At 35.4% G+C, this 20,184-nt stretch carries 16 protein-coding genes; 10 read left to right on the top strand and 6 right to left on the bottom strand.

Going from position 1 to position 20,184, the window contains the following annotated elements:
- Positions 1–204 precede the first annotated feature (204 nt).
- The 6 genes from QRE67_RS25670 (at position 205) to msrB (ending at position 6,316) form a co-directional block, all read left to right on the top strand.
- Positions 205–1,980, top strand: coding sequence for a sensor histidine kinase (locus QRE67_RS25670; RefSeq protein ID WP_286122968.1), 1,776 nt, complete (start codon positions 205–207; stop codon positions 1,978–1,980).
- Positions 1,955–2,695: a LytR/AlgR family response regulator transcription factor gene (locus QRE67_RS25665; RefSeq protein WP_286122967.1), complete on the top strand. Its 741-nt coding sequence runs from the start codon at positions 1,955–1,957 to the stop codon at positions 2,693–2,695. Before QRE67_RS25670 ends, QRE67_RS25665 begins: the two co-directional genes overlap by 26 nt.
- A 132-nt stretch (positions 2,696–2,827) precedes the next feature.
- The gene (lrgA, locus tag QRE67_RS25660) at positions 2,828–3,259 is read left to right on the top strand and encodes an antiholin-like murein hydrolase modulator LrgA (RefSeq protein ID WP_286122966.1); all 432 of its coding nucleotides are present in this window, start codon (positions 2,828–2,830) and stop codon (positions 3,257–3,259) included.
- 35 nt (positions 3,260–3,294) lie between these two features.
- On the top strand, positions 3,295–3,987 hold the full coding sequence (gene lrgB / locus QRE67_RS25655) for an antiholin-like protein LrgB (protein ID WP_286122965.1): 693 nt from the start codon (positions 3,295–3,297) through the stop codon (positions 3,985–3,987).
- A 229-nt stretch (positions 3,988–4,216) separates the two neighbouring features.
- The gene (locus tag QRE67_RS25650) at positions 4,217–5,251 is read left to right on the top strand and encodes an AI-2E family transporter (protein ID WP_286122964.1); all 1,035 of its coding nucleotides are present in this window, start codon (positions 4,217–4,219) and stop codon (positions 5,249–5,251) included.
- Between the two features lie 99 nt (positions 5,252–5,350).
- Positions 5,351–6,316: a peptide-methionine (R)-S-oxide reductase MsrB gene (gene msrB, locus QRE67_RS25645; protein ID WP_286122963.1), complete on the top strand. Its 966-nt coding sequence runs from the start codon at positions 5,351–5,353 to the stop codon at positions 6,314–6,316.
- 25 nt (positions 6,317–6,341) lie between these two features.
- Here the strand turns inward: msrB and QRE67_RS25640 are convergent, their stop codons facing one another.
- Positions 6,342–9,455, bottom strand: a complete 3,114-nt coding sequence (locus tag QRE67_RS25640) for an efflux RND transporter permease subunit (protein ID WP_286122962.1) — start codon at positions 9,453–9,455, stop codon at positions 6,342–6,344.
- A 185-nt stretch (positions 9,456–9,640) separates the two neighbouring features.
- Here QRE67_RS25640 and QRE67_RS25635 point away from each other — a divergent pair, with 185 nt between their 5' ends.
- On the top strand, positions 9,641–10,516 hold the full coding sequence (locus QRE67_RS25635; RefSeq protein WP_286122961.1) for a TetR/AcrR family transcriptional regulator: 876 nt from the start codon (positions 9,641–9,643) through the stop codon (positions 10,514–10,516).
- Positions 10,517–10,571: 55 nt separating this feature from the next.
- Here the strand turns inward: QRE67_RS25635 and QRE67_RS25630 are convergent, their stop codons facing one another.
- Positions 10,572–12,182, bottom strand: a complete 1,611-nt coding sequence (locus tag QRE67_RS25630; RefSeq protein WP_286125379.1) for an ABC-F family ATP-binding cassette domain-containing protein — start codon at positions 12,180–12,182, stop codon at positions 10,572–10,574.
- Between the two features lie 111 nt (positions 12,183–12,293).
- Between QRE67_RS25630 and QRE67_RS25625 the strand changes: the two genes are divergently transcribed.
- Together QRE67_RS25625 and QRE67_RS25620 are read left to right on the top strand one after the other, a co-directional pair.
- Entirely contained in the window at positions 12,294–12,866 is a 573-nt protein-coding gene (locus QRE67_RS25625; protein WP_286122960.1) for a TetR/AcrR family transcriptional regulator, read from the top strand.
- 54 nt (positions 12,867–12,920) lie between these two features.
- The gene (locus tag QRE67_RS25620; protein WP_286122959.1) at positions 12,921–13,856 is read left to right on the top strand and encodes an SDR family NAD(P)-dependent oxidoreductase; all 936 of its coding nucleotides are present in this window, start codon (positions 12,921–12,923) and stop codon (positions 13,854–13,856) included.
- Positions 13,857–13,964: 108 nt separating this feature from the next.
- Here QRE67_RS25620 and QRE67_RS25615 read toward each other — a convergent pair whose 3' ends face one another.
- The 3 genes from QRE67_RS25615 to QRE67_RS25605 form a co-directional block, all read right to left on the bottom strand.
- On the bottom strand, positions 13,965–14,786 hold the full coding sequence (locus tag QRE67_RS25615) for a glycosyltransferase family 2 protein (protein ID WP_286122958.1): 822 nt from the start codon (positions 14,784–14,786) through the stop codon (positions 13,965–13,967).
- 23 nt (positions 14,787–14,809) lie between these two features.
- Positions 14,810–16,264 (bottom strand): oligosaccharide flippase family protein, encoded by a 1,455-nt coding sequence (locus QRE67_RS25610; RefSeq protein WP_286122957.1) that lies wholly within the window; start codon positions 16,262–16,264, stop codon positions 14,810–14,812.
- 592 nt (positions 16,265–16,856) lie between these two features.
- Complete coding sequence (locus QRE67_RS25605; protein ID WP_286122956.1) at positions 16,857–17,369, bottom strand: acyl-CoA thioesterase; 513 nt, start codon at positions 17,367–17,369, stop codon at positions 16,857–16,859.
- A 530-nt stretch (positions 17,370–17,899) separates the two neighbouring features.
- Between QRE67_RS25605 and QRE67_RS25600 the strand changes: the two genes are divergently transcribed.
- Positions 17,900–19,204, top strand: a complete 1,305-nt coding sequence (locus QRE67_RS25600; RefSeq protein WP_286122955.1) for a glycosyltransferase family 39 protein — start codon at positions 17,900–17,902, stop codon at positions 19,202–19,204.
- A gap of 344 nt (positions 19,205–19,548) precedes the next feature.
- Here the strand turns inward: QRE67_RS25600 and QRE67_RS25595 are convergent, their stop codons facing one another.
- Positions 19,549–20,181, bottom strand: a complete 633-nt coding sequence (locus tag QRE67_RS25595) for a trimeric intracellular cation channel family protein (protein WP_286122954.1) — start codon at positions 20,179–20,181, stop codon at positions 19,549–19,551.
- Positions 20,182–20,184: the final 3 nt, after the last annotated feature.

Genomic DNA, 20,184 nt, shown 5'->3' with positions numbered 1-20,184 from the left:
CGCTTCTATGCATGGTCGTATGCTCTCTCCCACCTAAAAAGAAGGGGCTTATGTCGGTTTTTTAATTTGTATTTATACAGAAAAGGAAGGGAAAGAAAACATCCTATTTTTATATAATATTCTTCGTGGTAGTTTCTTTCTTGACTCTTACTCCATTATTTTCCGATAATAAAACTAACTAAACAAATAAAGGATGAATGCAAGATGCTCGATTTATTGCTAATGATGATTGAACGTGTTGGTTTAATTGTTATTTTAGGTTTTTTACTTTCGCATATTAAAATATTCAGACGCCTTCTTCATAAACAAAGTGGATATAAAGATAATCTTATGCTCATTTGTATTTTTTCGTTATTTACAATTGTAAGCAATTATACAGGGATTGAAATTGCAGGGAATACGATTATGAACGAAAACTGGCTGCAAGGCGTTTCTTCATCTAGTACAATTGCAAATACGCGTATTATGGGTGTTGGGATCAGTGGTTTACTTGGTGGACCAGTTGTCGGAGTGGGAGTTGGATTTATCGCTGGAATTCACCGCTATATGCTGGGAGGAACGACAGCCCTTAGTTGTGCAATTTCTTCTATTTTAGCTGGAATTATTACTGGCTATATTGGTCTTATTTATCAAAAATATAACCGTGTGATAACACCTAAGTTTTCGGCGGTTTTAAGTGTCCTGATTGTATCTTTAGAAATGGTGATGATTCTTTGTATTGTCGAGGATGGCTGGAATATTGTAAAAACGATTGCGATTCCAATGATTCTTGTAAACAGTTTTGGTAGTTTTATTTTACTTTCTATGGTACAAGCCATTTTGCGCCAAGAGGAAAATGCAAAAGCATTACAAACACATAAAGTGTTACGTATTGCTGATAAAACACTTCCTTATTTCCGCCGTGGGTTAACAGAAGAGTCTTGTAAGCATGTGGCACAGATTATCCATCGCTTTACGGGAACAGATGCGGTATCTTTAACAGATACAGAAAAAATATTAGCACATGTTGGTTTAGCATCTGATCACCATATTCCTTCCCATAGCTTAATTACGGGGTTGTCAAAGGAAGTGTTAAAGACCGGAAAAATTATGAAAGCGAAATCACGGCAGGAGATTAATTGCCAGCATGAAGGGTGCCCATTGCAAGCTGCTATTGTAATTCCGTTAACATCACATGGGAATACGATTGGGACATTAAAGCTGTATTTTGAAAATTCAAACCGATTAAGTCGTGTGGAAGAAGAACTAGCAGAAGGATTAGCAAAAATCTTTTCTACGCAGCTTGAATTAGGAGAAGCCGAATTGCAGAGTAAGTTGCTTCAGGATGCAGAAATAAAAGCGCTACAAGCACAAATTAACCCGCATTTTCTATTTAATGCAATCAATACGGTGTCGGCTTTATGTCGTACAGATGTAGAAAAGGCGAGAAAACTTTTATTGCAGCTTAGCGTATACTTCCGCTGTAATTTACAAGGTGCACGTCAGCTTCTCATTCCACTTGAGCAAGAGCTGAATCATGTACATGCGTATTTATCATTAGAGCAAGCAAGATTTCCAAATAAGTATGAGGTGAAAACATATATTGGAGAAGGCTTAAATACGATTTTGTTGCCTCCATTTGTACTGCAATTGTTAGTAGAAAATGCACTTCGCCATGCTTTTCCAAAGAAACAGCCAATATGCCAAGTAGAAGTTCATGCCTATACTGATCAGGGTATGGTTCATTTTAAGGTGAAAGATAATGGGCAGGGAATTGAACAAAAACGTTTAGAGCAATTAGGGAAAGCCGTGGTACCGTCGAAAAAAGGAACGGGGACGGCCTTATATAATATTAATCAACGGTTAATAGGATTGTTTGGGAAAGATATAACGCTTCATATTGCTAGTGGAGTAGACAAAGGGACAGAGATTTCTTTTACGGTTCCGATTCAAAGAATAGAGGAGGAAGAGAGTGGTGTTAAAAGTATTAGTAGTAGATGATGAAATGCTAGCAAGGGACGAGTTGAAATATTTATTAGAGCGAACGAAAGAAGTCGATGTAATCGAGGAGGCGGACTGTGTAGAAGATGCGTTAGAAAAGCTAATGGATAGTAAGCCAGATCTTGTCTTTTTAGATATTCAGCTTTCGGATGATAACGGATTTGAAATTGCAAATATATTAAAGAAAATGAAGAACCCACCGGCTATTGTGTTTGCAACAGCGTATGATCAATATGCATTGCAAGCATTTGAGGTAGATGCGCTAGACTATATTTTAAAACCATTTGATGAAGAACGAATTGCACAGACGCTGAAAAAATATAAGAAACAAAAGCAAAGTGAAACGGCAAAAAAGCAAGAGGTGCAAGCGCCAGATGCAGCAAATGGGATGCACAAGCTTGCCCTTCCAATAGAAGAATCCATTGTGCTAGTAAGTATAGGTGATATTGTCTATGCAGGACTCGTAGATGGAAAGGTGATTGTAAAGACAATGCATGATACATATGTAACGCACGATACATTGGTTATTTTAGAGAAGAAATTGCCACAAACAAGCTTTATGCGTGTCCACCGTAGTTTTATTGTGAATATCAATCATATTTCTGAAATACAACCTTGGTTTAATTCCACCTATAATTTAATTATGAAAGACGAATCAAAAGTGCCGGTGAGCCGTACATATGCAAAGGAATTAAAAAAGCTGCTTCGTATTTAAGAAGCAGCTTTTGTATTTCAACCCGCTTTTTTTGTAACTGATTCCATGTATTTGACGCTCCGTATTGAAAACGCTTACTTAAGCGGTTTCATCATATACAATAAAGGTACCAAATCGAAAGAGGTGGCAAAAATGAGTACAAAAAAAGTATACAGTTTTCTATCACAAGCATTTGTTTTTTCAGCTATTATGTTTGTTTCTCATATTATTGCAACACACTTACCAATTCCAATGCCTTCATCAGTAATCGGATTAGTTATTTTGTTTAGTCTATTATGCTTAAAGGTCATTAAATTAGAACAAGTGGAATCACTTGGAACAGCGTTAACTGGTATTATCGGATTTCTTTTCGTACCATCTGGTATTTCCGTTATTAACTCTCTTGGCGTAATGAGCCAATATTTTGTACAAATTATAACTGTAATCGTTGTTGCAACTGTTATTTTATTAGCGGTAACAGGTTTATTTGCACAATTTATTCTCGGCAAAGATGAAAAAGAAACTACAGATACAAAACAATTAGATGTTGTAAATAAAGGACGCAAGCACGGAAAAGTTGCGTAATAGATTGAACCACATATGGTTAGGAGGTAATGAATATGGCAAGCACAATGACTCCCTATTTTGGAATCGTCGTTTCATTAATCGCATACGGAATCGGAACATTCTTATTTAAACACTCAAAAGGATTCTTCTTATTTACACCACTGTTTGTAGCAATGGTACTTGGAATTGTCTTTTTAAAGGTTGGAAACTTTACATTTGAAGAGTACAACACTGGCGGTAAAATGATTAGCTTTTTCTTAGAGCCAGCAACAATTGCTTTTGCAATTCCATTATATAAACAGGTTGATAAATTGAAAAAATATTGGTGGCAAATTTTATCCGCTATCGTCGTTGGTTCCATTTGTTCAGTGGTTGTCGTGTTCATTGTCGCAAAAGCGATTGGATTAGATACATCTGTTATGAATTCTATGCTACCACAAGCTGCTACAACAGCAATTGCGTTGCCAATCTCTGAAGGCATTGGTGGTATTCCAGCTATTACATCCTTTGCAGTTATTTTTAACGCTGTTATCGTATATGCACTTGGCGCTCTCTTCTTAAAAACATTTAGAGTGAAAAACCCAATTGCGAAAGGGTTAGCGTTAGGAACTGCAGGACACGCACTTGGCGTTGCAGTTGGGATTGAAATGGGTGAAGTAGAAGCAGCGATGGCAAGCATTGCAGTAACGGTTGTCGGGGTTGTAACCGTGGTTGTCATCCCAATGTTCATGCCATTCATAGCATAATATGACATATCTTTGTCAAAACAAAAAAGCAAGCTATTCGTAGAACAGATTTCTACTGATAGCTTGCTTTTTGTGTTACAGTGGTGGTAAGACCTCTTTTATATGAGAGAAAATGAGATTTTTTTTAAATCTTCGTTAATACTTTATATAATGCGTTCTGAAAAGGGCCATTGTATTGTAAAATAGAAAGTAACATGATTTATAGGACAGGAGAGATCACTCGTCGATTATGCAAATGAAAAACCTGTTTCAAAGTAAAGGATTTCAGAGATTACTTGTACTACTTTTACTGGCCCTTATGTTATACGGGCTACGAAGTATGTTTAATTTAATATTAATTACGTTTATTCTTACGTATTTGATGGATCGATTCCAGAAGTTTATTTCTCGTAAGTTTGATCACTTTATGCCGATTAATAGAAAAATTATTATTGCCTTTTTATATGTGATGTTAGTGGGTGGCATCGCTATTACATTATATAGATATTTACCAGTATTGACTGTACAAATTTCACAATTAATCTATCAGTTCAATGTATTCTACAAAAACCCACCGGATAATGAAATTATTAAATATTTACTTTCTACAATTAACCATATGGAACTTTCTAAATATATTGAACAAGGCGTCGATATTATCTATAAATCAATTGCCAATGTCGGAAAAGTTGGATTGCAATTTTTACTTTCCATGATTTTAAGTTTATTTTTCTTATTAGAGAAATCTCGTATTGTTGCATTTACTGCAAAATTTAAAGGGAGCAGGCTAGCAATTTTCTATACTGAGATTGAATATTTCGGAAGAAAATTTGCTCGTTCTTTTGGTAAAGTAATTGAAGCCCAATTTTTAATTGCAGTTGTTAATTGTGTTTTATCTGTTATTGCTTTATGGATTTTAGGATTCCCGCAATTGCTTGGTTTAGCATTAATGATCTTCTTGCTAGGTCTAATTCCAGTGGCAGGTGTGATTATCTCACTATTCCCGCTTTGTATGATTGCTTATAATATTGGCAGTATCACATATGTTGTCTATATATTAATTATTGTTGCTGTGATTCATGCACTTGAAAGTTATGTACTAAATCCAAAATTCATGTCTCAAAAAACAAACCTACCAATTTTCTATACCTTTATGGTGTTAATTTTCTCGGAACACTTCTTAGGTGTCTGGGGACTAATTATTGGTATTCCAATCTTTATATTTTTACTAGATGTATTAGAAGTGACGAGTGATGAGAAAGAAAAAAATTCTGCTGAAAAATAGAGAGTATGAGAAAAAGCATCGGATATCGATGCTTTTTCTTTTATAACTTCTATCCTTGTATGCCATACTGTAAGGAGAATAAATAATTGGGGTGAAAAAATGGCTATAACTGAAAAGATAGAACTGGCTACGTTTGCTGGAGGATGTTTCTGGTGTATGGTTTCACCATTTGAAGAGATGGAAGGCATTATACAGATCGTTTCAGGTTATACGGGTGGGCATAAAGAGAACCCGACTTATAAAGAGGTTTGTTCAGAAACAACAGGGCACTATGAAGCAGTACAAATTACCTTTGATGCCAATAAAATGCCATACGAAAAACTGTTAGGTATGTATTGGAGACAGATTGATCCAACCGATGTAGGAGGTCAATTTCATGATCGTGGGCAATCTTATGAAACCGTAATTTTTTATCATAATGAAGAGCAACGTGAACAAGCGGAGGCGTCAAAAATAGCGCTTGTTGAGAGTGGACGCTTTACAAAGCCAATCGCTACAAAGATTCTTCCTGCTGCTACGTTTTATCCAGCTGAAGAGTATCATCAAGGGTATCATAAGAAAAATACATTCCGCTATGAGTTATATCGCCAAGGATCAGGCCGTGATGCTTTTATTAAACAACATTGGCCAAGAGATAACGCTCATTTAAAAGAACGATTAACAGATATGCAGTTTCATGTAACACAAGAAAATGGAACAGAGCCTCCTTTTCAAAATGAATTTTGGAATCATCAACAGGAAGGCATTTATGTAGATATCGTTTCAGGTGAGCCACTTTTTACTTCACTTGATAAATTCGATAGTGGATGTGGTTGGCCGAGTTTTACAAAGCCTATTATGTCGGCGAGTGTAAAAGAGAAAATGGATGTCAGCCACAATATGACACGTACAGAAGTGAGAAGTAAAGAAGGAGATTCTCATTTAGGTCATGTATTCCCGGATGGTCCTGGCCCCAATGGATTACGCTACTGTATTAATTCAGCGGCGCTTCGGTTTATTCCGAGAGAAGAGTTAGAGAAAGAAGGATATGGAGATTTTTTAATCTTGTTTGGAAATAAAAAATAACCTCGCTATATGCGAGGTCATTTTTTTATTCTACTGTTTTCTTTTTCTTTTTAAACTTACTCAAAGCCTCGTATACAATTGGAACAATAAGAAGCGTTAATAATGTTGAACTTGTTAATCCACCAATTACGGTTACTCCAAGTCCTTTTGAAATTAAGCCGCTTCCTTCAAATCCTAGTGCAAGTGGGATAAGCGCTCCAATCGTTGCAATTGCTGTCATTAAAATTGGACGTAAGCGAGTTGCACCAGCCTCGAGTAGCGCTTCACGAGTAGAGAGTCCTTCGCGCTCTTTATGAAGCACACGGTCAATTAAAACGATAGCGTTCGTTACAACGATACCGATTAACATAAGCGCCCCAATCATTGCTGATACACTTAATGTTTCACCAGAAATCAATAGTGCAACGAGAGCCCCGATAATTGTAAATGGTAGCGAGAATAAAATCGCAAATGGTGCTAGTGCACCGCCAAAGGTAACAACAAGAACGAAGTATACAATTGCAATCGCAGCTAGCATAGCTAAGCCAAGTTGTGTGAATGATTCTTGAATATCTTCTGTGACACCGCCCATAGAAACGTCTACGCCAGTAGGAAGGTCCATTCTATCTACTTCTTTTTGGACGGAAGCTGATGCTTTTGAAACATCATCTGTCGTTAATTTAGCAGTCACTTCTGCATAGGTACGTCCATCACGGTGTGTTACTGTGTTGGAAGTTTCGCCTTCTTTTACAGTCATGACGTCTTTAACAGCTACTTCAGTGCCAAGTGGTGTTTCAATTTTACGGTTTGTTAAATCATCAACAGTTTCATAGTTTTGTTTTTCTACTTCTACATAGACGTTAATATCTTTACCGTCTTTTTTAATTGTTGTGAGAGCAGGGCGATCATGTTGATTAGAAAGTCCCATTCCAATTTGGCCAGCCGTTAGGCCCATTTTACTTAGTTTTTCTTGATCTGCGACTAATGTGTATTCTGCATAGGATTTTGCAATACTAGAGTCGATATCTTTTAAATCTTTATTCTTTTTCATGATATTTTGAATATCTTTTACGACAGGTTTGATGTCTTCTAAGCTATCTCCGTATACGTATAGCTTAATTTCGTTGCTGCCTCCGCTAGCTCCGAAATCTTGGTTTTTCCATTCACCTTTACCTGTCATTTTTTGTAAGTCTTTGACAACTTGTTCTTTCTCTTTTTCAAAGTTTTTCGTGTCATTGTCATACTGAACGAAGAACATAGCTTGATTTGTTTGTCCTGGGCTCATTGGGTTTTCTCCACCTAATGAGAACTGAATTGTTTTTACATCTTTTTTGTCTTGGAAGTGTTTTTCTGCCTCTGTTGTTATTTTTTCAACGTCTTCTAATGTTTGCCCTGGTTCAGGGTTGTACGTTGCAATAATCATTTTCTCTTCTTCAGATGGTAAGAAACTTACCCCAATAATTGGTACAAGTGTAAGGCTACCTACTAATAAAAGAACAGCGATGCTAGATGTAATAATTTTATGATTTAGCGCCCATGCAAGCAGGCGTTTATATCCATTTGCTAATTTACTTGGTTTTTCTTCATGATGTACATGTTTTTCTCTTGTACTTTCCTTTTTGAATAAAGAATGTGCTAGCATTGGTACAATTGTAACTGCTACAAGTAACGAAGCTAATAAGGCAAAGACAATTGTTAAAGCAAACGGTAAGAACATTTCACCAATCATACCTTTTACAAGTCCAAGAGGTAAAAAGACTGCAATTGTTACAATTGTTGAAGACATAATTGGAACAAACATCTCTTTTGTTGCTTCGCGAATTAAGTCTCTACCTTTTAATTTTTCGCCTGATAAGGACATGCGTCGGTAAATATTTTCAATAACAACGATTGAATCATCGACAACGCGCCCAATGGCAACGGTCATCGCTCCAAGTGTCATCATATTAAGTGTAATATCCATCTGCTTTAGTAATAAAACAGCAATTAATAAAGAAAGTGGTATAGAAACGACAGAAATCAATGTTGTTCGGATGTTTCGTAAGAACAACATAATAATTACAATGGCGAAGATTGCACCAAAGATTGCTTTGCTGAGCATTGTTTCAACTGATTTTTCGATTGGTGCACCTTGGTCAAATGTTGAGATGATTTCTAGGTTTTTATATTTCTTTTCAAAGTCTTTTACTTTATCTTTTACAGCATTTACAACATCAACTGTATTAGCATCAGATGCTTTAACGATTTGAATGCCAATAGCTTCTTTTCCATTTGTACGAGAAATGGACTCTGCTTTTCCTACTTCTTTAATATCGGCAATTTCTTCTAACGTAACAGTAGGGATACCGCCAGCTGCAGCTGGATTCATCTGTGGTGATTGAGCCCCTGCTCCTGGGTTACCTTGGCCACCTGTTGAAGGAACAGCAGGAATCTTCATTTCTTTTAATGCTGAGAGTGTTGTAATATTGCCATCTACGACAACTGATTTTTCCGTATCTTTAAATGTATACAATCCAAGCGGTACAGAAACATCAGAACCTTTAATGATATTTTTAACTGTATCTTCGCTTAAACCTAATTCTTTCATCTTATCTTGTTTAAAGACAAGTTGTACTTCGTCTACTTGTTGTCCTGAAATTTGAACAGATGCGACACCATCAAGTCCTTTTAATCCTGGGACAATCGTTTTTTCCACTTTTTCAGTTAAGGTAGCTAAAGATTCATCTTTACTTGCTATGCTCAATGAAATAACAGGGAAGGCATTAAAGTTTACTTGAGAAACTTTTGGATCTTGCACACCTTCTGGTAATTTCATATTTGCGAGTGCTTCTTTAATCTCAGTTTCCGCTTTTTCCATATTCTTATCAAAATCATATTCTACTTGAATAGAAGAAGCATTTTGATAAGAGGAAGAACTTACAACGTTGACTCCACTCAAATTTTGCAGTTGTTGTTCCATCGGTTTAGATACTTTATCTGCTACTTCCGCTGGTGTAGCACCAGGATAAACCGTTGTTACTGTTACAACAGGTGTTGTAATATCAGGAATTGTTTCTAACTTCATATTAAGGCCAGAATAAATTCCTGCAATGGTAACAAGAATGGTTAATAGCCAAACTGCGAACTTATTTTTTAACGAAAAGTTAATGAGTTTGTTCATGTTTGCACTCCTTTTTATAATAAATATTGACCAACTGGTCAGTCTAATACATAATATAACTGACTGAGTGGTCAATCGTCAATGAAAAAGCATGGTATGGTAAAACGAGAAAATTTGTAATGTTATGATAGAATTTTATAATGCGGGTATAAGCGTTTTTGAAAAAATAGGAGAGAGAGAAAAAAATGAAAGAAAAAGAACGTTTAATTATCGAAATGGCAATGAAGTTATTTGCGACTAAGGGTATGAGTGCAACTTCAGTACAAGAAATCGTAACAGCATGTGGAATATCAAAGGGAGCGTTTTATTTATATTTCAAATCAAAAGATGAATTGTTATTAGCGACACTCCGATATTATTATGAAAAAATCCATAAAAAGATGATGGCTATTGATGAAGAATCTTTGCTACCACGTGAAAAGTTTAAAAAACAATTGTATTGTCAGTTTAATGATGTCCAAAAACATAAGGAATTTCTTATTATATATGCGAGGGAAAATGCAATCCCGTTTAATAAAGAAGTAGAGGCTTTAATGGTGAAAATGAAGTTAGAGTCGCATGCCTTTTATCGAAATAACTTATTATCTATTTATGGTCAAAAAGTTATTCCATATATATTAGACCTTGTGGTTATGGTAGAGTTGATATGCCGAGGATATTTAGAACTAATTATTTTACACGCGATAGAAATAGACTTGGCTCACGTCTCTACATTTATTTTAAAGAGAATGGATGATCTTGTAGAGGGGCTTGTACATTCTGAGGACATGCCCGTTTTGCAGGAAGAGAAAATGAACCAATTATTTGGTAGTTCAGAGATTATTAAAGAGCAAGCCAAAGAGCATTTTTTACAGGAAATTGTTACGTTCAAACGCACACTAGCAGATCAATTAGAAAATGATGAGTTGTTAGTTACTTTAGATGTTTTGGAAGCTGAAATGAGGTTGCCAAATCCAAGAATACCAGTGATTCAAGGAATGTTAGCAAACTTAAGGGCATATGCTGATTTGAAAGATTTTCAATTGAGGTTAGCTGGATACTATAATATAAAAATTACGTGAAACGTATAATTTCATAATAAGAAAAAGGTGGATCATAGTGAATCCACCTTTTTTATTAGTTATTAGCTTGTGCCCATTCTTCTACATTCCAAACTTTTGTTATCCAATCTTCATAAAAGTCTGGTTCGTGACATACGAGAAGAATCGTTCCTTTATATGTTTTAAGAGCCTTCTTTAGCTCTTCTTTCGCTGTCACATCAAGGTGATTCGTCGGCTCATCAAATAGCAACCAGTTGCTTTCTTCACCCATCAATTTACATAAGCGGACTTTCGCTTGTTCTCCACCACTTAATTGACTCAATGGGCGAGAGATATGTTCATTTTTTAAACCACATCTTGCTAACATCGCACGAACTTGATGCTGATCTAAATGTGGGAATGTATTCCACACATCATCGATTGGTGTTAAATTATCTGCTTTTACTTCTTGCTCAAAGTATGCTGGCTCCAGGAAATCGCCAAGACTAGTTTTCCCGCCTAATGGTTTGATTTTTCCAAGAATTGTTTTTAGTAATGTTGATTTACCAACACCATTACATCCAACAATTGCGATTTTTTCACCGCGCTCAATTGCCATTGTTAATTTTGGTAGTAGTGGATGTGTGTAACCAATTTCTACATCTTCACCCTCAAAGACAAAACGGCTGCTTGCACGGGATTCTTTGAACGAGAATTCTGGTTTGATCGCTGTTTCTGGGCGATCAATACGTTCCATACGATCAAGCTGCTTCTGGCGGCTTTTCGCACGTCCTGTTGTTGAATAACGCGCTTTGTTTTTTGAAATGAAATCTTCTTGTTTTTTAATAAATTCTTGTTGTTTTTGGTAGGCGTTTAAATGTTGATTTTTATTCATTTCTGCTAGCTCTAAAAATTTCTCATATGTTGCTGTGTAACGCGTCATTTTTGAAAATTCTAGATGGAAAATAACATCGACACATTTGTTCATGAATTCTGTATCATGGGAAATTAAAAGAAACGCATGTGGATATTCTTTTAAATAGTTTGTTAGCCATTGAATATGTTCAACGTCCAAATAGTTGGTTGGCTCATCTAGTAATAGTACTTCTGGTTGTTCCAGTAATAGCTTTGCAAGCAATACTTTCGTACGTTGTCCACCGCTTAATGCAGAAACATCACGATCTAAACCAATTGCATCAATCCCAAGACCGCGTGCCGCTTCTTCAATTTTAATATCTAATAAGTAGAAGCCACCTGCTTCAAGTGCATCTTGCACGTTCGCCATTTGCTCAAGTAGTTCTTCTAATTCTTCTGGTGTGGCAGTTCCCATTTTTTCGGCAATCGTATTTAACTCTTTTTCTTTTTCAAATAAAGGTAAGAATGCATCTGTTAGTACGTCGCGAATGGTTCTTCCAGCCGTTAAAATGGTGTGTTGATCTAAATATCCGTAATGTGTACCAGGCGTCCACTCTACACGTCCGTCATCATGAATAAGCTGTCCTGTAATAATATTCATAAATGTTGATTTACCAACGCCGTTTGCGCCGACTAATCCAACATGTTCTCCTGCTAATAAACGTAGTGATACATCTTTAAATAATGTGCGGTCACCAAATGTATGACCTAGGTTTTCTACTGTTAATAAACTCATAGTGTCCTCCGTCCATGCTGAAATAGTATCTTGAATCATGATACTAAATTCTTGGATATAATGCTATCCTTTCAAATTGTATATTTTTTCAAGAATGGGGTTGCTTATTTTCGGAAAAGGAATATAATGTAATTGAACGGTGGTTAATTAAATTGTGAGGTATGAGAAATGTCACCAAGAAGAGCAGTTAAACAAGAGTTAACAAGAGAAATGATTATGAATGCAGCGAGAGAATTGTTTATAAAACAAGGATATCAGCATACTTCAATGCGTAAGATTGCAACAGAATTAGGATATAGTCACGGTTCGCTCTATTATCATTTTAAAAATAAAGCAGAGCTCTTTTATGCAATGATTGAGCAAGACTTTCAATTATTAGATCAAAAATTAGATGAAGTTACAGCTCAAGACCTACAGCAGGAAGAGCAACTAAAAGCAGTTTTACTTGGCTTTATTGAATTTGGTCTGCGAAATCAAAGTCATTATGAAATGATGTTTCTTATTAAAGATGATGAATTAAAAGAGTGGCTAGCAGATGGACCAAATGTAAGTTATGAAAAATTTGCCACTGTCATATCATCTCTTTGTCATGGAAATATAAATATCATGACAATATGGTCTGTCTTTTTATCATTACATGGATTTGTATCGCATTATTGTAGATGTGATCAAACGTTTGAAGATGTGCAAACGCTAGCCGCTTCGCATGTGGATTTTATTGTGAAATCGCTTCTTATGTAAGTGATTTTCTTTTTACACTTAATTGAACAGCGGTTAATTAAAGGGGGAATTATAATGAAAAAGGCTTTAGTAATGGGAGCATCTGGAGCAATGGGGTATGCAATTACAAAGGAGTTATGTAATCGGGGGATTGATGTGGTTGCTTTTGCAAGGAATAAGAAGAAATTGGAAAAGTTATTTTATGGAGAAGAAAAAGTACAAATAATGACCGGCGATGTATTTCAGCAATCGAATGTAATGGAAGCGGCCAAAGGTGTCGATGTCATTTTTCATGCTGTAAATATTCCGTATACAAATTGGGAAATGCAGCAGCAAAAGCTATTAAAAAATATATTAGAAACAACAAAGTATTACGGAATTAAATTAGCGATGGTGGATAATATTTATGCGTATGGAAGGCAAGGACAAGAGCAAGTAACAGAAAAAGTAGAAAAGCATCCTCATACAAAAAAGGGGAAAATTCGATTACAACTTGAGATGATGGCAAAACAATACGAGGTACCAGTACTTATTGCTCATTTCCCAGATTTTTATGGTCCAAATGCGGAAAGTACGCTTATTCATCATACGTTACAAAGTGTTCTTGCAAATAAGATGGCTAACTTTGTTGGAGATAAGCGGCTTGCAAGAGAATATATTTTTACACCAGATGGCGCTAAAGCTATTGTTGAATTAGCATTACGTGATGAAGCATATGGACAGAATTGGAACATACCAGGTTGTGGTGTGATTACAGGAGAAGAGATGATTCAACATATAAGAGAATTAACTGGATATACAAAATCGGTAATGACTGTAAAAAAAGGTATGATAAGATTGCTTGGCTTATTTGATAAACAGATGAGGGAGTTTGTAGAAATGTTATATTTGACAGAAGAACCGGTTGTATTAAGCGGAGAAAAATATGAGCGCTATATTGGTAAAGTGCCAAGGACACCTTATCGTAATGGATTAAAGGAGACCATTTTATTTATGGAAGGGAAGAATTAATTGTTTTAAAACGTACATACAAAAAAGTAAGTAAAAAACATGAATTTCGAATAGTGGTTATATGTTTAATAAAAAATGGCAACCGTTCCGCCATTGAACGGTTGCACCTTATTTGAAGTATCCTCGAATGATTCCTTTTAAGCGATTTGCGTGAAATTTTCGTTTATCGTTAGAAATGTTTTGCATCGTACGGAATGAAGCGGCGGCAGTCGCACGTAAAAAGTAAGGGAATCCATAATGTAAGCGAATGACTCTTCCGAAACCACTAGCATAGGAAATGGCCCTTTTTAATGATTGTTCATTAATAATTTCTTCTTTAACTGGATGATATACGAAAAGATCTTTCTTAAATACACCTGTATATCCGTTTTTCATACCACGAAGTACGAAGTCAGTTTCTTCACCAGCTCCGTAAATTGTGCCTGATCCGACCCCTAAATCTTCATCAAACGTACCAACATCTTGTACAAATTGCTTCGTAAAGAATAGTGCAAAAGACGGCCCCATGAATCCGTATTTATTATTTAAAATAATATCCGTTTTCGGTGCATTTATTAATGACCCTGTTTTTTCAACATTGGTAGTATTTGTTGATATAAAATGAATATCTACATTTTTTTCAAACGTTTCTAGGATCCTTTCTAATACGTCTGTTTCATAAATGCAATCGTCATCTGGGAAAGTTATAATGTCACCATCAGCTACTTTTAATCCTTTATTTCGTGCACGAGATAACCCTTTAATAGGTGTATAAATGTAGTTGATAGAAAATTTCTCCTTATAGCCTTCGAAGAGATCAGAAATTGGATTGTCATTTTGATCAACTACAATGAGCTCGAAATTTTGGTATGTTTGTTTTTCTAACGATTTTAGTAAATCTATAATATCATCACGTCTGCCACAAGTGGCCATGATTAAAGAAAATTTCAATTGTAACAGCTCCTTCACTTATATCAAGATCTCTTAAATTTTGCTTTCATTTTTTCTAAAAGCATGAGGAGAATTGCATCTTTCGTTATCCATAGAATAAGGGCATAGGCGAATCCACATGTTAAAATTGTAACGATAACTTGTAGGATCTGCCCAGGGATTACGACGCGAACAGCCAGTGCTAATGGTAAAAATGTAAGTGAATAAAAGAGATACTTTAGCTTCTGCATATCGAACAATGTATAATTGACTGTTAATTTCTTTTTTACGTATATATACTCAAATGTAATTAACAAACAGTTGGCAATTGTTGTTGTGATAATTGCTGTGGTTGGTGTAAGTACATGAAAGAATATAAGTGCAATATTTAATACAAGGTTTATGAAACCACAAATGAATAAAAAGCGTATTAAAATATTTTCTTTCTTTTTTACATAAATAATTTGATTCGCCAAAATAGATTCGATTCCTACTGAAATCATATACAATGCAAAAACCATGAGTGTGCTACCAGCATTAGCAAACTCGTTTCCGCCGTAAATAATAACAGCTTCATGAGCAATAATCATGAGACCAATAGCAGCGGGGAAGAGGGTAATGAAATATACTTGAGAGATTTTATTTAGTAACGTTTCATATTCCTTTTCCGTAGCGTTTCCTGATAAATAAGAGAGTCTTGGAATCGTAACCTGAATAACGCTTAACATAAGTGTATTAATAATGGTCATAATTTGAAAAGCCATGACATAGAAAGCAACTGCAGCCTTTCCAGCATATTCTCCTAAGAATAGACGATCTAATTGCGTGTATAAGAGATTGGCATTTGAAAAGATAACAACTAAAAATAAAGGTTTTAAATGTGGGATAATCGTCAAATTTGAAAAATCAAACGGAACCCGGCGTTTCACATATATAAAACTGATAAAATGATTTAAAAATGTCGATAGAACTAATAAACCAGCAAATTGCTTATAGTCATCCGCTCCATGAATAAAAGTGAAAAGAAGCACAACATAAATAAGACGGACAGCAACGGTTTTCTTCGTAATAAAATCATAATTTTCATGTGCTTCATTGAACCATTCTACATAAAACATATTTGAAATAAAATTGAATCCAAAAATGAGCAGTACAGGAAATAAGTCCTTATCGCCATATCCAATATAACTACAGAGTATAAATGCTATTAAAGCCAGAATACTGGTTGTGAAGTTAATAACATATAAACTTGTAAACAATTGTGAGACTTTTTTCTTGTCATTTTTTACTAAGCTGATTTCACGTAAGCCATATTGATATACACCAAATACAGCAAAAATGAAAAAGTAATTAAAAACTGTTTCAGCAAAGTTAACTGTTCCCATTGAATTGGCCCCAAGCGTTCGATATGCGTAAGGACCTACTAAAATTGGCAGAATGATATTAAAGGTGTTGAGTAATATTTTATAGAAAATATTTGAGACAAGTGATTTTTGCATAATTTCACCTTTCGTGATGATCATATTAATTACTAAAATAAAATTTTTTTGTATATTCGATTAAAAATATTTGGATATTCCTCCGTAGGTGATAAAGTGATTTTCATAGTCGATCACTATGGATATAAGTTTACTGCAGATAAACTTTGTAAATCAACTATTGCTTGTTTAAGGAGATACATGAATGCGATAAAGTGGAACTTTTATCAGTAGGGGTTTTCTTCATCCTCCACTGATAATCAGCCCTCACCAATCGGGCTTTTACGGGCAGTTATCCCCCACCTATCTTCTTTGTTTCTCTCTGAATCTTGAGGTGGGGGTCTTACTGCCCGCAAATAGCGGGATAAAACAAATGCCCCAGTCTACATGGGACTGAAGCATTTGTATGTTTCCTATCTATATTTGTATAGTGCGTATAATCCCGTAGGAAGCAATGAGACGTATAATCGACATTACAAAATATCCATAACAGTCAATAAATAAAGGGATATATTGTAAAATTAAATATATATGCTAAGGCGACTCAATAGCATTATAAAACGTTTATCCCGCTATTCGCGGGCCGTAATCCCCCACTGATCAAAGTTTCACTTTATACGCTCCAAGGTTTATTCAATGTTAATACTTCCGCCATTTCCTTACTTTTTAGGCGGTTTATTTTACGTTTTTCCGCTCGTTCAGCACCCGTGTTATATAACCAATGCTCTTCTTCTGTTTCTGGAATCACTTGTGGGACGGAGGATGGTTTATTATCTTTTATCGCAACAAACGTGATGAAGCAAGTTGCAGCAATTCGTCGTTCTCCTGCTAGTAGATTTTCTGCAATAACCTTCACAAATACTTCCATAGAAGATCTACCAGTATAGCAAACGGACGCTTCGTAGCAAACGGAATCAGTTTGGTGAATTGGAGTTAAAAAATCAACAGAATCAATGGATGCAGTTACGCAATGCTTACGGCTATGACGTGCGGCTGCAATAGAGGCAATACTATCAATTTCCGCTAATAATTTTCCTCCAAATAATGTTTGATGGTTGTTTAAGTCATTGGGAAAAACTCGTGTTGTTTTTATTGCTTTTGATTCCCTCATAAATTTCTTTTCCATATAATCTACTCCTCTTTATCTTGTTTACATCATGGTGGCATATCTCTTAGTCTTCTGTTAGTGGGAGTTTTATTGCCCGTTAGAAGGGGATAAAAGGGCTGCTAGTCCTTCTTGAAGCTCATTCGTAAGTTAAATGAATGAAAGGCAGAAAAGGTTTCTTTTAGTAAAATAGAATGTTTTTGTACGTCTATGCATATAAATCCATTTTGATTTTTCGACATATAGCCGTGGCTATGGATAACAAAAGGTGACCTGCACTTGTTTTCTCTCTTTGTTTTCACTTGGCATGGGGCAGGAAAAGGATCTGACCGCTTCTATGCATGGCCGGATGCTCTCTCCCACCTAAAAAGAAGGATTTTATGTCGGTTTTTTAATTTGTTTTGTATAGATTGTAGTGTAAAAGAGGTTTCGCTTACATTGCAAGTGAAAAGTGCTTACTATGATTTTGTCATGTAAATTCCCTACCTGCCATGTCCATATTCGTGATAGAATCGTTTTGTTATGAATGGAAATAGAGGTGCAGCATACATATGAATCACATACAAACAGGTTTTTCATCTTTTTTTAGTAAAACAATTATTGGAATTATGCTTGCTTTTTTTGCTTATTCTTGTTGGAACGCCTTTGAAGGAAGCAAGCAATTTTTCGGAGGAAGCTCCGCGAGTTTAGCGATTATATTATCCATTTTCGTTATTCTTCTGTTACTAGTTGCATCCATTTTGCAGTATCGGTTTACAGATAAACAATTTCTTATTTTTCTTATAAGCATAACGGTGCTCGTGAGGATGGGAACGGTTCTTTTTATTGAAACCCCACTTATAGGTGATGTGAAGGGTATGTATGAATCGGCAAAACAACTTGCATTAGGAAATAGCGGTATAGAGTTTGTCGGCGAATTGCCTTTCATTGTATACGAATCATTATTGATTCGTATATTTGGAGATGCAACATTTGTTTTACAGCTATTTAATATTTTATATTGTGCAGGAACAGCGTTTTTCATTTATCGAATTGCAACGATTTTGTTCCAAGAAGAATGTGGCCGAATTGCGGCGATATTTTATGCACTGTATTTGCCGAATATCCTTTTTTGCTCGCATTTAACCGGGGAGCCATTGGCTGTATTTTTATTTTATTTTGCATGTTATATATTGCTACATAAAGGGCTAAGTCATTCTTATATGTGGGTATGTGCAGCAATATTGTTTGCTTTTAGCAATATGATTCACCCAGTGGGAGTATTTGTACTTATTTTATTGATTGTATATGTTCTGTTAGTAGAGCTATTACAAAGTGCAGAAAAACAAAAAATATTGTTAAAAATGACGGGAACTGTTATCTTGTTTTACGCTGTACATTTTGGTGTAAGTTATGGCCTTCAAGCAATGGACATGCCACAGTATGCATTTTCTAATGAGGCATATGTTCAGTCCGTTTTAATCGGAGAGCAACGTAGTGAACAAGAAACCGTTCAGACGCAAAGTATGAAAGATCGTTTAAATCAAAAGTTAAAAGAGTTAGAAACAGAACGATTGGCTTCTGTTCAATTGGATATAGGACAGGCGTCACAAAAGACAATATTAAAAGGCGAAAAACTTATATATATAGCCGTAACCTTATTTATGGCAATCGCACTTTTACATTTTCTTATTCAGAAGCAAAAGAGCGGAAACTACATGTTGTTATTATTACTTCTAGCAGGATACATTGGAATGGAATTTTTTAATAAGGATATTGTATATGGTAATTTAACTATACCAAGCCTTTTTATTTTACAAAGTTTTGGTGTATATACGATATCTTTCTATTGTCAAAAGCTGTTCTTTAAAAAGTAAAATAAAACTCACCATTCCTAAGGAGTGGTGAGTTTTATTTTGTGTTCTTTCTTTGGCTATGTAGCTCATTCACTGAGATTACTTCTTTTCATATATATAAATCCATTTTAATTTTTCGACATATAAGCCGCAGCTATGGATAACAAAAGGTGACCTGCACTCGTTTTCTCTCTTTGTTTTCACTATGTCTGGGCAGAAAAAGGATCTGGCCGCTTCTATGCATGGTCGGATGCTCTCTCCCACCTAGAAAGAAGGGTTTTATGTCAGTTTTTTAATTTGTATTTATATATATTATTGCTACAAATCACACAATAATAAATTAAGAGAATTCAAATGGAATTCTCTTAATGGCTTTTATGTGCTTTTGCATGAGTTTTAAAGAAGACTGGAAAATGCACATTATATATAACGGTAACAACACGTATAGTGAAGGTTACTAGTAAACAAATATAAAAGGCTAATACGTGCGCACCCATTTCATACGTAATTAGGAAGCTAATTGCGCCTGAAATAGAAGCAATTGCATAAATTTCTTTGCGAAATACATATGGGATATCTTGTGCACAAATGTCACGCATAATCCCTCCACCAATACCTGTAATAACACCCATCGAAACAACTAAAAACGAGGCATTGACATGATGTGTCATAGCTGCATTTGCACCAATAGCGGTAAAAACGCCTAAACCAACCGCATCTGAAAGCATAATCACAACTTGAAGTTTATTAATACGTTCAAAAAACATACAAGTAAACAGGGCTGCTAATACACTGACAAAAAAGTAAATTGGTTGTACAAACGCTACGGGAGGTAAGTTACCAATCATAATATCACGAATAATTCCGCCACCCAGTGCAGTAGCTACAGCTAAACAAAGGACACCAAATAAATCCAAATCTTTCTTTAAACCAACTAATGTACCAGAAATGGCAGCGGCGACAATGCCGAGAAACGTAAATATTTCGATTAACAACATGGC

It is taken from the genome of Bacillus sp. DX3.1 (genome assembly GCF_030292155.1).
In the GTDB taxonomy this organism is placed as follows: Bacteria; Bacillota; Bacilli; order Bacillales; family Bacillaceae_G; genus Bacillus_A.
The sequence above is the reverse complement of the archived record's forward strand: the minus strand, read 5'-3'. Positions and strand labels throughout refer to the sequence as shown.